Raw genomic sequence first — 13548 nt, 5'->3', positions numbered from 1 at the left:
CTGGCCCGGTAGATCTTGCCGTTGTCCCCGGCGAAGAACAGGTACATGTTCGTACCGTCGCCGATGAGAGTCTGATCGATCGGGCCGGTGCCGGAACCGGTGATGCTTCCGGTGAACAGCGTCTGCGCCGCGGACCACCCGTTCGGGTTGGTCGGGTCACTGGAGGTCCGGTACGAGAACGCCGGCCCACCCCACTGGTAGGCGAGCACCCAGATGTTCTTCGGCGCGAAGTAGAACAACGACGGCGCGACGGTCGCCGAGTTCATCGCGTTCTGACTGGCCGAGGCCATCTGCGAGTAGTTCGAGAAGAGGCCGAAGTTCATCGAACCCCACCTGGTCCCGAAGTCGTGCGTGGTGGCGTAGACCAACTGCTTGCCGTTGTACGGGGCGACGGTGAAGTCCTTGAGCGACACCCAACCCGACCTCGGGTTGGCCAGCACGCCCGTCGACGACCAGCGGTACGTCGAGGGAAGGTTGCACGTGCCACCGGGCGGCGGGGTCGTGGGAGGTGGAGTTGTCGGCGGCGGGGTCGTCGGGGGTGGCGTGGTCGGCGTCGTGTCGCCGGTGCACGTCACGCCGTTCAGAGCGAAGCTCGTCGGCGCCGGGTTGCTGCCCGTCCACGAACCGTTGAAGCCGAACGACACCGTGCCGTTTGTCGCGACCGCTCCGTTGTAGCTGACATTCGTGGCCGTCACCGCCGAACCGCTCTGCGTCAACGACGTGTTCCAGGCCTGCGTCACCGTCTGACCGGCGCTGTACGACCAGGTCAACGCCCAACTGGTCAGCGGGTCACCCAGGTTCGTGACCGACACGTTGGCGCCGAAGCCGCCCTGCCACTGCGACGACACGGCGTAGGTCACCGAACAGCCCGCAGCCGTGGCGCCGGCCGGTAACGCAGCCACGACCGTTGACGACACCAGTAAGGCGACGCCGGCCGACACCAGACCGACATTGGTGGCTCTGGATCTGGTCATATAGCACCCTCCTGACGGGATGGCGGCCCATGCATTGGTGGTGGTCGCTGCAAGTGGGGGCTTGTGAGCGTTAACAGGCCGCGTCAGGTATGTTACGGGAGCGCTCCCACAGCATCAATCACAAGTAGATGCAGGTCAATTGATCGTCGGGGTGGCGGCACCGACCTGATTGCCAGAGCGGGTCAGTCTCCGCTGGACCCGCCGGTCTCGACGATCGAGACCGGAGAGCCAAGCTCGACGGTACGGGAGACCGTGCAGAGTCGATCGTGCGACTGTTGCAGCGAACGGGGCAGCGCCTCGCGTGCCCGGTCGCCGTCCGCGCCCTCCGGGAACGTCACGGTGAACTCGACTCGGATGTTCTGCATCCGGTTGCCTCCGGTCTCGTCCCGGATCTTGTCGCCGGTGACCTCGACGGAGAACTGGGTCGGCTCGGCACGGCGGCTGGTGATGTAGTCCACGTCGACCGCGGTGCAGCCGGCGATGGCGGCCAGCAGCAACTCCACCGGGGTGAAGCTGGTGTCCTCCCCCGTGCCCAACGACATCGACCCGCCGCGGACGTTGCGCGCGACGTAGTTTCCCACGCTGGTGCGCTCGATCTGCACCGAGCGGAAGCTGTCCTCACTCATGACAGGAAAACTACCCACGCCGTCCCGGGGGCGTACACCGGATCCGGATCAGGTGTCGGCTTCGAGGGCGAAGGTGTTGCCGTCCGGATCCTGGAACCAGGCGATGCGGCCACCACCGGCCCGAGGCGTGATCCCCTTGGCGTCGTGTTCCAGCTGCTCGTAGCGGATGAACTCGACACCGGAGGCGACGAGTTCGTCGACGGTCTGGTCGAGATCGTCGACGTACCAGGTCGCCAGCGTCGCCGGGGTCTTCCCGGCAGTGGCCGACTGGTAGACGTTGAGTGCCGGCCCGCCGCCAGAACCATAGACGCGGCTGCCGCCGGCGACATGGGCGCTGGGACCGGACTGCAGCACCGGCAGGCCGAGTGTGCCTTCGTAGAACCCGACGGCCCGCTCGATGTCCGAGACGGCGATCGAAGCTCTGAGGTGATACCTGCTCAGCGGCATGAACCACTGTGGCACGCCGCGGCGTCGCCGGTCGTCGCCGACACGACCCGCGGGCTCGGTCAGCCACCCCGTCCGCAGCCGGTGAAGTCCCGACGCACTAGCATTGCCGCCGTCCACGACGGCTCTGCTGAAACGAGGCGACATGCGTTGGCTCCGGCGGTTGCTGGGCGGTAGGCGGGTCCAGCTCGACCCTGGACGACAGCAGGCGCTGCTCCGCGACGTCCAGTCCCGGTACGGCACCCACGCACAGGTCCGGTTCCCCGAGCAGGTCGAGGCGCTGACCGCGGCGCTCAACAGCGACGACGGCCTGGTGGTGGCGGCCCGGATCGTGAGTCAGGTCGCCGACGAGGCCCACGCGGACCTCCAGGCCCAGGCCCAGGAGATCCACCGGCGGACGGGCCGGCGACTGCTGGTGCACCGCCGCAACTACCGGCCGCTGTGGATGGAGGCCGGCCACGCCCTGCGCTGGCCACTGTTCGCGTTGCCGTGCGGCTTCCACCCGTACGCCCAGGTGGCCGCCGCTGTCGCGGTGGTCGGCAGCCAGGCGCCTCGGCTGGACCGGGTGACCGACCCGAACCCGCTGCTGACGCGCGTGTTCGAGGTGCTCGACCTCACCACCGCGGCCTGGGAGTATGGACGGGTGCGGGTGGACACCGACGCGGCGGCCCTGGCCGATCGACTGATCCTGAGCGCCGGGCAGGTCATCGCGGCCATGGACGACCCGCCCCGGCTCCCGCCCGCGGTCCGTGAGCTGATGCGGCGCAACAACACCGTCAGCGTGCACGACCCGGCCGGGCCCCGCGCTGTCGGTGGCATCAATCTGGGCGCGAGGATGCGAGAGAGCTTCCTGGTCTGAACGCCCACTGGCGTTACTGCTCGGTGCGCCGACGCGCGAGATGCACGACGATGTCGGCGCAAAGCTCGACCGCCTCGGGCAGGATCCGCATGATCTGGCCGAAGACCTGCTCCTGTTCCGAGGTCGGCAGTTCGAGATACGCCGAGATCGTCGACAGGTGCCCGACGTAGTCGCGCGCACTCATCGTCAGGCGACGCTCGACCACGATCTGCTGGACGTCGGCGAACCAATCGGAGCGTTGGAGCTCCGTGCCCGGCCACTGCATGGCATGCCCCGGGGGCGTGCCATCGGGAGATGGAACCTCGTCGCTCTCCAGGAAGGGCGCCCGGGCGGCGCGGACCGCGTCCGCCACGGCCGGGTCAGCCAGCTGGGTTGGCCCGCCGAACGAGGCGAACACGCCGCCGGGCTCCAGCAGCGCGGCCATGGTCGACCATCGGCCCTCCGGTTTCGTCCAGTGCAGTGCCGCCGCCGCGTAGACCAGGTCGTACCGCTCGCCGGGCCGCAGGTCCTCGAAGGCGGCCTGCACGGTCCGGACGCCTGCTGGCACGTGCTTGCGCAGCTCGGCGAGCATGGCGCCGTCCGGCTCGGTCGCGGTGACCGTCACCTCCCGTCCGGTGAACAGACGGGTCGCCTTGCCCGTCCCGGCGCCAATCTCCAGGGCCGTCCGAATCGGCCGACCCGCGTACGTCAGCACCAGGTCGAGAAGCTCGGCAGGGTAACCGGGCCGGTACCGCTCGTATTGTTCCGCCACCATCCCGAAGCTCAGTGCGCGAGCAGACATGCCGACAATCCTGTCACGACTCGCGTCGGCGATGCTCGATCTTCCCCCCGCAAACCGGTCGTATTCCACCACTTCCGGGGTCGGGGGCAGGGGTGGGCGGGGTGCGTCGGCGCCCAACGGGCCGGGCCCGTCCCGGTTTGGGACGGGCCCGCTCCCCCGATGCGGGATCCGGCGCCGTCAGAGCCCCCGGATGCGGGATCCGGTGCCCTCAGCCGCCGATCGCGATGGCGAAGATGTGCATGGTCGGCACGTTGGCCGCGGGCCGCGCGCTGATGTTGGGCAACACGACCGAGGCCACCGCCTTGCTCTGCAGCGCGACACCCACGTAGTAGATGCAGGCGGCGGTGTTCTGCCGCTGGTTGTTGGGCCGGTTCTGGTATGCGGACACGATGGCGGCGGTCCCCCCGGAGTGCGGCCCGCCGTACCAGTCGGGTGTGCTCAGCGTGAACGTCTGGCGGGTGCCGTCGGCGTACACCACAGTGCCGGTCCCCGACACCGTGCCGTAGGTGCCGGTCAGCAGGAAGCCGAGCGTGCTGCCGGTGCCGGTCACGCCAATGGACTGGCCCGAGGCGATGGCGTTGTCGGCGGCCCCGGAGCTGACGTTGGGCCAGCGGAAGGTGACCCCGTTGCGGCTGACCGTGCCGCCCGGGCTGGCGCCGGCCTGCGCCAGGGCCTGCGCGGAGAGCGAGGCCCCGCCACCGTCGAAGTTCCCGACGTTGGTGTTGCTGTCACTCGTGATGCCGACGTTGCTGAAGCTCTGTTCCAGCGTGGGCGTGGCCACGCCGGAGCTGGTGACCCGGTAGGTGCGCCCCGCCTGCACCGTGATCTCGATCAGGTCGGACTCGATCCGGGTGACCCGCGCCGCCGTACCGTCGCCGGTGTCGACAACGGTGACGGTGCCGGTGAGGATCCGGGCGCGCAGGCGGACGGTGCCGGCGCGGTCCGGTCGGACGAGGATCTCGGTGGCCTGACCGTTGCTCCACGTGATGCCGACCGTATGCCCGCCCCGACCCCGCAGACCGGAGACTCGCCCGCCCGGCCAGGCCGGTGGCAACGCGGGCAGGATGTGCAGTTCCCCGACGTGGCTCTGCAGCAGCATCTCGGCGATGCCGGCGGTGGCACCGAAGTTGCCGTCGATCTGGAACGGCGGGTGCAGGTCGAACATGTTGGGGGCGAGCCGGGCGGTGGTGGCGAGGTAGCGGATCAGGTCGTGGGCCCGCTTGCCCTCCTCCATCCGCGCCCAGAAGTTGATTTTCCAGGCCAGCGACCAGCCCGTTCCGTCGTCGCCGCGCAGCGCCAGGGTCCGACGGGCCGCCTCGAACAGCTGTGGGGTGCCCCGCTTGGTGATCTGGTTGCTGGGTGCCAGCCCGTACAGGTGCGAGATGTGTCGGTGGTTGGGCTCGGTCTCCACCCAGTCGTAGAGCCACTCCATGATGTTGCCGCGCGAGCCGATCTTCATGGGTGGCAGCCGGTCCCGGGTGGCCCGAACCTGGGCCCGGAACGTGCTGTCCACGTTGAGGATCTCGCTGGCCCGCGCGCAGCCGTCGAAGAGGTCCCGCAGGATCTGGTTGTCCATGGTGGGGCCGGCGCACACGCTGGCGTTCGCGTGGTGGCTGAGCTCCGGTGAGTTCGACGGGTTGGTCACCAGGTAGCCGAGGGTCGGCTCGGTCACCAGGGTGTTGAGGAAGAACTGCGCCGCGCCCTTCATGGCCGGATAGTTCGCCCGCAGGAACTCGATGTCACCGTTGAACAGGTAGTGGTCCCAGATCATCGTGGCCAACCACGCGCCGCCGGTCTGCCACATGCCCCAGAACGCGCCGTCCACCACCGCGGTGGCCCGCCACGCGTCGGTGTTGTGATGGGTGACCCAGCCGCCGGCGCCGTACTGCACCTGGGCGGTGCGCGCCCCGGCCACGGACAGATCGTTGATCATGGCAAACACCGGGTTGTGGCACTCGGCGAGGTTTGTCGTGTTGGCCGGCCAGTAGTTCATCGGCAGGTTGGCGTTGATCGTGTACTTCGAGTCCCACGACGGGGCCAGCGAGTCGTTCCAGATGCCCTGGAGGTTGGCCGGCTGGGTGCCGGGCCGCGACGACGAGATCAGCAGGTACCGGCCGTACTGGAACAGCAGCGCCGAGAACTGCGGGTCGTTGACGCTGTTGTGCTGGGCGATCCGGACATCCGTCGTCTGGTCGGCGGCGGACGTGCGGCCCAGATCCAGGCTGACCCGGTTGAACAGCGCCTGGTAGTCGGCCACGTGCCGGCTGCGCAGCTGGTCGTAGCTGCTCCCCCGCGCGGCACTGAGGCGCTGCCGTGCGATGCCCCCGTAGTCGCCGCCGACGTTGCGGTAGTTGACGTAGCTGGAGCCGATGGAGAGCAGCAAGACCACGCTGGTGGCGTTCGTGACCCGCAGGGTGCCACCGGAGCTGGACACCGAACCGCCGGTGACGGTGGCGTTGGCCAGGGCGAGGAAGCGGACCGCGCCGGTGATGCCCTCCATGTTGCCGGAGACACCGTCGAGGCCGATCGTGCTGCCGTCCGGACTGGACACCGTCGTGCGCTGCGGGCTGTCGAAGGTGGCGGTGAAGCTGATCGAGCCGCTGCGGTCGGCGGTCAGTCGCATCGCGATGACCTGGTCGGGCGCGCTGGCGAAGACCTCGCGCTGGTATCGGACGCCGTTGAGCACGTACGTCGTGGTGACGGTGGCGGTGGTGAGATCGAGCGTCCGGTCGTACTGGGATGCCCCGCTGGCGGATCCGAAGGCGAGCCGGAGGTTGCCGACGGTCTGGTAGGCCAACTGGCCGCCGGGGTTTCCCATCATGGTCTGGTTGATCAGATCCTGGGCCTGGGTCCACTGGTTCGCGTTGACCAGCCGCCGGATCTCCGCCAGCGATCCCGCGCCCCTGGGGTTGCTGGGGTCGTGCGGCCCACCGGCCCAGACGGTGTCCTCGTTGAGCTGGAGTCGTTCCGTGTCGACGTTGCCGAAGACCATGGCGCCGAGCCGCCCGTTGCCGATCGGCAGCGCCCGTAGCCAGTCGGTGCCGGCACCCTCGTCGTACCAGAGCGCGAGGTCCCCGGCGGCCAGCACCTGCGGAGGCACGGCCGAGTCTGCTCGGGCCGCGGCGGTCCAGGGCAACGGCAGCAGAGCCCCACCCGCGCCGGCCGCGCCGACTTTGAGGGCCTGCCGTCGGGTCAGGTCGGACATCGATCCTCCAAAACGCCTTAGACAGTCAGACATCCGATGTGTTTCGCGAAGGTTACTCCGAGGCGACGGAATAGGCAATGGTCGATCGATGGGTGGAATCGGCAGCGTCTGCGCCCATCGGCAGGGCTCCAAGCAGCGCGTCGAGAACGGTCCGCCAGTGGTTGGCGGGCGCGGACCAGCCCGGAAAGGCCACTTCAACCGCACATACATCAGATGTACGCCGAGTGTCGGCGCGGTGGTGTTCGTGCGTCGCGCGGGGCTCTGCCGTCGCCGCAGCGGCCGAGAAACTGGACCGGGTGCCGGGCACGCGGGTACGCCTGCTCGGCAGCCGACAGGGTCGAGAAAAAACCCGACACTCGGACCGGCAGTCGGCCGCAACCATGACCGACCGCAGGGCGTCTAGCGGGAGACCCATCCCTGCTGGACTGGAGGACCTGATGACACCGACAGCGCTGCGTGCCCTGGTGCCGATCACCGTACTGGCGGGCCTGGCGGCCTGCACCACCACCTCGCCCGCTCCGCTGGCCAGCGGAAACACCACACCGCCCGGCTCCTCCGCCGCGTCGCCGACCGGCAGCGCGTCGCCCGCGACACCCACCTCCCGGGCTGCCTGTCCGGTGAGCGCGGCCACCCTGCACCGGGCGTCAGGGCTGGGCGACACCCACCGGATCGACCCGGATCACATCAAGTGCGCAAGTCGGTGGGCGACCGCCGGGGTGATCGCTGTCGACCCGAGAATGCAGGGCGACGGTGTGCTGGTGTTCGAGTACACGGGCGGTGGGTGGAAGAAGCTGGGCGAGGGCAGCGCGCTCGAATGCAGCCCGTTCGGCATCCCGAACGAGCTCGGCGACCAGCTCGGCTGTCGTGACCAGTGAGCGCACGGGCTGCCCGGCGCGCCGCGGGAACCGGAGGTGGACGCGGGTGGCGCGACTAGACTCGGCACCGGCGTCGATCGGGGGAGCGTGCGCAGGTGAGTTCGTCCCAGCTTCTCGTCGCACTGGACCGCGCCAGTTCGGTGCCGTTGCAGCAGCAGCTCTGCGACCAGATCAGCGGGTCCGTCCGGACGGGTCGGCTGCGCCCCGGCGACCCGGTGCCGCCGAGCCGTGAGCTGGCGCACCAGCTCAGGGTCTCCCGGACCGTGGTGACCCGGGCGTACGAACTGCTGCGGGCCAACGGGGTGCTCACCTCGCGGCGCGGATCCGGCACGCGGGTCAGTGACGCGCTGGCGGACACGCCGCCACCCGCCAAACGCGCCGCCACCCACGCGCACCTGTGGCCGGAGCCCCCGCTGGCCACCGACGCGGGCAGCCCACTGTGGAAGCCCTGGGAGCCAGCGCCGATGCACCGGCCGGACGGGACGTACGACTTCCGGCACGGCACCCCGGCGCTGGCCAGCTTCCCGGTGACCCGGTGGCGACAGTCGCTCACCGAGGCGGTGAGTCGGGCCGACGCGGTGGCGCTGGGATACGGCCCGGCCGAGGGCTCCCCGACGCTGCGTGCCCAGATCAGCGCGCTGCTGCGGCGCAGCCGGGCACTCGACGCCCCGCGTGAACACACGGTCGTGACCAGCGGCGCCACCCAGGCCATGGACATCCTGGTCCGGTTGCTCGTCGGCCCCGACGACGTGGTGATCATCGAGGACCCGAGCCACACGGTGCTGCGGCAGATCTTCGGCTACTCACGGGCCGCTGTGGTGCCGGTCGCTGTCGACGAGGAGGGCCTACGGGTCGACGACATCGATTCCCAGGTCCGCGCGCACGGCCTCGACCCGGCCCGGGTACGCCTGATCTACGTCACTCCGTCGCACCAGTTTCCGACCGGGTTCATCATGTCCGAGCGGCGGCGACGAGCGCTGCTGCGCTGGGCCCGCGAACACGCGGCCACGGTGCTGGAGGACGACTACCACAACGAGTTCACCTTCGCCGAGGAGCGGCTGCCGTCGCTGGCCGCCGACCCGCAGGACGCGGACGTCGTCTACGTCGGCAGCTTCAGTAAGACCCTCTTCCCCTCGCTGCGCATCGGCTACGCGGTGCTGCCGCCGCACCTCGTCCGACCCTTCCTCGGCGTCAAGTGGATCACCGACCGGCTGACCGCGACGCTGACCCAGGAGGCACTGGCCGAGTTCATCTCCTCCGGCGCGTACGCCCGGCACATCGGCCGGATGGACCGCCTCTACCGGCAGCGACGCGCCCGGCTGCTGGAGGCGCTCTACGAACACTTCGGCGCGGGGGTGCGGATCTCCGGCACGGCGGCCGGACTGCACGTGCTGGTGACCCTGGGCGGCGCGCCCGACGCCGACGAGGCGGCGATCGTGCGCGCCGCCGCCGCGCGGGGCGTCCGGATCTACCCGGCCTCGGGCTACTTCGTCACCCTGTCGCCGGCCGAGCCGACCTTCCTGATCGGGTACGCGGCGCTGCCCACCGCCCGGATCACCGAAGGTGTGGCGCTGCTGGCCGCCGCGGTGCGGGAAGTGACGGCTCGGTGAACCGGGGCCGCTGGAACCGGGCGCGCTGGGCGTACGGCACTGTGCAGTCGAAGACCGCCTTCGCCGTCCGACCGTCGGCCGAGAGCGACGGGGAGTAGCCGGTGTGCTGGCTCGGGTCGAGGGGGAAACCCTCCCGGTCCGGCAGCACGTGCAGGTCCTGGTCGGCCTGGAAGCGGGTGACCATCGCCCACCACAGGTCCTGATCGGACTCGATGTCGACGTCGTCGCCCACGCACAGCACCAGCTTGGCCATCCGGAACTGCTCCAGCACGGCCTCGGCGGCGACGCGTACCGCCGCGTCGTCCTCCGGGCCGCGCTTCGCCGGCCACTGGAGCACCACCATGAGCTGACCGCCACCTGCGGTGTGACAGTGCGCGGCCAGCGCCGGCGTGCCCCGGCGGCGCAACAGGTCCAGCACCGCGGCCTCCATCCCGAAGCCGAGCAGCACCGACTGCTCGTGCCCGGGGCCGGACACCGCCTGCAGGATCGGGCTCTCCCGGGCGGTGATCCCGGTGACCCGGATCAACGGCAACGAGGGGTGCGCCCGGCCCTGGTAGCCGAGGAACTCCGGTGTGGCGACAGTGCCGTGCCGGCTCTCGGGTGCCCGGTCGGCCAGCAGCTCCCCCTCGATGACGTACTCGGCGTGCGCGATGAACTCGGTGTCCACAGTGCGGCAGGGCAGCAGCTCCACCGGCTGCCCGGCGAGAGCACCGGCCACCGCCAGCTCGTCGAGGTCCGGTGGCACCAGTGAGGTCGGGCAGCAGGAGGAGAGCAGCACCGCCGGGCACAGGCCGAGGTGGATGGCCACCGGCAACGGGCTCCCCCGGCGCAGCGCGGCCTGGTGCGCGAGCTCCAGGTCCCGTCCGGGCACCATCCAGATGGTCAGCGTGTCCGGACCCTGCACGCACATCCGGTGCACGGACAGGTTGCGGACCCCGGTGTCCGGGTCGGTGGCGAGCACCGCGCCGAGGGTCAGGTAGGGCCCGGCGTCCTCATCGGTGAGCACCGGCACCGGCAGCGCGGTCAGGTCCACCGGCAGCGTCTCGCGAGGCCAGCGGGCCGGGTCGGGTGCGGGCACCGGCGGGCGGGGCGCGGCGACCGCGTCGAGCAGCCGGTGCGGCAACTCGGCCGGTGTGCAGCCGAGCAGGCCGGCGGCGCGTTTGCGGGTGCCGTACAGGCCCATCAGCACCGCCCGGGTCGGGCCGTGGTCGGGGCGTACCCGGTCGAAGAGCACCGCCGGGCCGGCGCCGGTGGGCGGGGCGGCGGGCGCGCCGGCCCAGCGCGCGTAGTGGGCGGAGACGCCGTAGCGGGCCGGCAGCTCCGTGGCGACCCGGACCAGCTCGCCGGGGAGCGGGTCGAGGGTGGCCAGGGCGTGCCGCAGGTCGACGGGCGGGCGGCTCATCGCTCGTCCACCAGCGGCGCCGCCGCACGACGGGCGGCCAGCATGTCGAGCTGCATCCGGGTCAGCTCGTCGATGAGGGCACGGTAGGTGCCGACCGCCACCTCGGGCGGCATGCCGTGCCGGCTGGCCAGGTCGTGCACCCGGTCGAGCACCTGCCGCACCCGGTCGGGTGACCGGACGGTCGCCTCGTCCGTCTTGTGCGCGGTCAGCTCCTGCACCACCCGGGTGCGCTCGGCCAGCAGGGCGATGATCCGCTGGTCGAGCCCGTCGATGGCACCGCGCAGCTCGGCGATCCGGGCCGGGCCGTCGGCGGCGCCGGCCGGCGGGGAGCCGGCCGGCGCGGTGATCCGGTGCTGGTCGCTCACGGTTGGGGAACCTGGTCGACCACGAAGACGACGGTGGGCTCGGCGTCGCTGCCCTGGGACCGGTGCTCCTCGTCGTCGGGGATGACGAAGCCCATCCCGGGGCGGCACGGCACCGACCGGTCCCGGAAGTGGATGGTGAACTCGCCCTGCAGGACGTAACCGGTGTGCCCCCGCAGGCACCAGTGATGCTCGTCGAAGCCGGGCGGCAGTTCCAGCAGGCGCAGGCGCTGCCCACCGACGTACGAGATCTTGACACGCCCCTCGGCCCCCGGCTTGTCCCACCTCTCCCACTCGGTGGCCGGGAAGTCGATGCCGACCGGCGCGGCAACCTGCTCAGTGGACATTCTCGATATCTCCTCTGGTCTGGACGGATTCGTTGCGGCGGGGCCGCGGAACGCGCTCGTTGCGGTCCCGGCGCGGAAGCACCGGGTCGCCGTCGACCCGCTGGTGTCGCTTGAGCAGCTGCACCATGTCGAGCATCCGGTGCACCATCCGCTCCAACGCGTCGATGCCCTCGGGGTCGGTCAGGCCGGGCGTGCCGGTGGTGTTGCGCAGCAGGACGGGGAACCCGCTGCCCACCAGGATCATCCGGTTGAGCAGCAGGTTGTTGACGATCTGGTTGTGTACGGAGGAGTCGCTGTAGCGCCGTCCGGTGACGATGATGCCGCCCACCTTGTCCGCCAGCGGACGGGTGAACCGCAGGTAGCCGACGCCCGCACGCTCGATGAAGACCTGCATGAGGTGGGCCAGGCCGAAGCCGTGCACCGGGGCCGCGTAGATCAGCCCGTCGGCGTTGGTCATCTGCTCCACCAGGGCGGGGACGTCGTCGTCCAGCTGGCAGGGCACTGTACGGCTGTTGCAGTCGCCGCACGGGCTGCACGGCGAGATCCGGTGCTCACGTAGCTGGATGGTGCGCAGGATCGCACCGCGCTCGGCGATCAGCCGACCCGCGTACGCGATGGCGTGGTCGGTGTTGCCGCCGACCCGTTCCGATCCGTTGATGGCGAGGATGGTCCCTGCTTCGCTGTGCACATTAACCCCCGGTGCGAGGCAGGGGGTGAGCGCCGCACGGCGCCCACCCCCTGCGAGGTCAGTCCGTCAGCTTTCCGGCGAAGTAGTCGATGTAGGCCTGCATGTCGAAGTGGCCGTGCCCGGACAGGGAGAAGACGATCGCCTTCGACTCGCCCGTCTCCCGGCAGTGGATCGCCTCGTCCACCGCCACCCGGACCGCGTGGGTGGACTCCGGCGCCGGCACGATCCCCTCGCTGCGAGCGAACAGCACGCCCGCCTCGAAGCACGCGGTCTGCGGCACCGCCCGCGCCTCGATCAGGTCGATCTCCCGTAGCGCGCTCACGATCGGCGCCATGCCGTGGTAGCGCAGCCCGCCGGCGTGGATCGCCGGCGGGTGAAAGTCGTGGCCCAGGGTGTGCATCTTGGTCAGCGGGGTGAGCCCGGCGGTGTCGCCGAAGTCGTAGTCGTAACTGCCCTGGGTCAAAGACGGGCAGGAGGCCGGCTCCGCCGCGATGAACCGCACCGTCGGGCCGCCGCCCCACTGCCGACGCAGGATCGGCAGGGCCAACCCGGCGAAGTTGGAGCCACCGCCGGCCGCGCCGATCACGATGTCCGGGTAGTCGTCGGCCATCGCCAACTGGAGCAGCGCCTCCTGGCCGATGATCGTCTGGTGCATCAGCACCAGGTTGAGCACCGAACCGAGGGCGTACTTGGCGGCGCCGCCGCTGTGCATCGCCGCCTCCACCGCCTCGGAGATGGCCAGGCCGAGGCTGCCACTGGACTCCGGGTCGGCGGCGAGGGCCGCCCGGCCCGCCCCGGTACGGTCGCTCGGGCTCGCGGTGACCGACGCGCCGAACGTCTCCATCAGGCCCCGCCGGTACGGCTTCTGGTCGTAACTGACCCGCACCATGAAGACCTCGCAGTCGAGGCCGAAGTATGCGCAGGCCATCGACAGCGAGCTGCCCCACTGGCCGGCGCCGGTCTCCGTGGTCAGCCGCTGCACGCCGTCCTGCTTGCTGTAGTACGCCTGCGGGACCGCGGTGTTCGGTTTGTGGCTGCCGGCGGGGCTGACCCCCTCGTACTTGAAGTAGATCCGGGCCGGCGTGCCGAGCGCCTGCTCCAGGCGACGGGCCCGCACGAGCGGGCTGGGCCGCCACTGCCGGTAGATGTCGAGCACCGGCCCGGGGATGTCCACTTCCCGTTCGGTGGAGAATTCCTGCTCGATCATGCCGCGGGCGAAGAGCGGTTCGAGGTCCGCCGGCGTGATCGGCTCCCGGGTGCCGGGGTGCAGCATCGGGGGCAGACCCTTGGGCAGATCGGGGACCACGTTGTACCAGGTCGTCGGGATGTCACTGTCGGGCAGCACGAACTTCGTCGCGGTCATGGCCTCTTCCAG

At 70.5% G+C, this 13548-nt stretch carries 13 protein-coding genes; 3 read left to right on the top strand and 10 right to left on the bottom strand.

Features of this window, described 5'->3' with window-relative positions:
- From KBX34_RS07800 to KBX34_RS07790, 3 genes are all read right to left on the bottom strand, one after another.
- Positions 1-974: non-reducing end alpha-L-arabinofuranosidase family hydrolase (locus KBX34_RS07800; protein ID WP_210924122.1), on the bottom strand; the 974-nt coding region annotated here is incomplete at its 3' end.
- A gap of 182 nt (positions 975-1156) precedes the next feature.
- Complete coding sequence (locus KBX34_RS07795) at positions 1157-1600, bottom strand: OsmC family protein (RefSeq protein WP_088947750.1); 444 nt, start codon at positions 1598-1600, stop codon at positions 1157-1159.
- Between the two features lie 48 nt (positions 1601-1648).
- Complete coding sequence (locus KBX34_RS07790; RefSeq protein WP_210792788.1) at positions 1649-2047, bottom strand: VOC family protein; 399 nt, start codon at positions 2045-2047, stop codon at positions 1649-1651.
- A gap of 142 nt (positions 2048-2189) precedes the next feature.
- On the opposite strand from KBX34_RS07790, the gene KBX34_RS07785 reads away from it, so the two are divergent.
- On the top strand, positions 2190-2903 hold the full coding sequence (locus KBX34_RS07785) for a hypothetical protein (protein ID WP_210792776.1): 714 nt from the start codon (positions 2190-2192) through the stop codon (positions 2901-2903).
- 13 nt (positions 2904-2916) lie between these two features.
- On the opposite strand, the gene KBX34_RS07780 is transcribed toward KBX34_RS07785, so the two are convergent.
- Together KBX34_RS07780 and KBX34_RS07775 are read right to left on the bottom strand one after the other, a co-directional pair.
- Positions 2917-3684 carry a trans-aconitate 2-methyltransferase gene (locus KBX34_RS07780; protein ID WP_210924117.1) on the bottom strand — a complete coding sequence of 256 codons (768 nt, stop codon included), beginning with the start codon at positions 3682-3684 and terminating at the stop codon, positions 2917-2919.
- A 208-nt stretch (positions 3685-3892) separates the two neighbouring features.
- The gene (locus KBX34_RS07775; RefSeq protein ID WP_210924116.1) at positions 3893-6889 is read right to left on the bottom strand and encodes a glycoside hydrolase N-terminal domain-containing protein; all 2997 of its coding nucleotides are present in this window, start codon (positions 6887-6889) and stop codon (positions 3893-3895) included.
- Between the two features lie 437 nt (positions 6890-7326).
- On the opposite strand from KBX34_RS07775, the gene KBX34_RS07770 reads away from it, so the two are divergent.
- Together KBX34_RS07770 and KBX34_RS07765 are read left to right on the top strand one after the other, a co-directional pair.
- On the top strand, positions 7327-7764 hold the full coding sequence (locus tag KBX34_RS07770) for a hypothetical protein (protein WP_210792773.1): 438 nt from the start codon (positions 7327-7329) through the stop codon (positions 7762-7764).
- 95 nt (positions 7765-7859) lie between these two features.
- Positions 7860-9374, top strand: coding sequence for a PLP-dependent aminotransferase family protein (locus KBX34_RS07765; protein WP_210792772.1), 1515 nt, complete (start codon positions 7860-7862; stop codon positions 9372-9374).
- Here KBX34_RS07765 and KBX34_RS07760 read toward each other — a convergent pair.
- From KBX34_RS07760 to KBX34_RS07740, 5 genes are read right to left on the bottom strand one after another with little or no spacing between them, the layout of a single operon-like run.
- Complete coding sequence (locus tag KBX34_RS07760) at positions 9319-10776, bottom strand: UbiD family decarboxylase (RefSeq protein ID WP_210924115.1); 1458 nt, start codon at positions 10774-10776, stop codon at positions 9319-9321. The genes KBX34_RS07765 and KBX34_RS07760 overlap by 56 nt on opposite strands.
- Entirely contained in the window at positions 10773-11141 is a 369-nt protein-coding gene (locus tag KBX34_RS07755; protein WP_210792770.1) for a chorismate mutase, read from the bottom strand. Before KBX34_RS07755 ends, KBX34_RS07760 begins: the two co-directional genes overlap by 4 nt.
- Positions 11138-11485: a cupin domain-containing protein gene (locus KBX34_RS07750; RefSeq protein WP_145783082.1), complete on the bottom strand. Its 348-nt coding sequence runs from the start codon at positions 11483-11485 to the stop codon at positions 11138-11140. Before KBX34_RS07750 ends, KBX34_RS07755 begins: the two co-directional genes overlap by 4 nt.
- The gene (locus tag KBX34_RS07745; RefSeq protein WP_099852523.1) at positions 11475-12173 is read right to left on the bottom strand and encodes a flavodoxin family protein; all 699 of its coding nucleotides are present in this window, start codon (positions 12171-12173) and stop codon (positions 11475-11477) included. Before KBX34_RS07745 ends, KBX34_RS07750 begins: the two co-directional genes overlap by 11 nt.
- A 58-nt stretch (positions 12174-12231) precedes the next feature.
- A complete protein-coding gene (locus tag KBX34_RS07740; RefSeq protein WP_210924114.1) occupies positions 12232-13536 on the bottom strand; it encodes a TrpB-like pyridoxal phosphate-dependent enzyme in 1305 nt (434 codons plus the stop codon).
- Positions 13537-13548: the final 12 nt, after the last annotated feature.

Source organism: Micromonospora sp. M61, assembly GCF_018070245.1.
Lineage (GTDB): Bacteria > Actinomycetota > Actinomycetes > Mycobacteriales > Micromonosporaceae > Micromonospora > Micromonospora zamorensis.
Note: the sequence above shows the minus strand (reverse complement) of the source record. Positions and strands in the feature narration are given on the sequence as shown.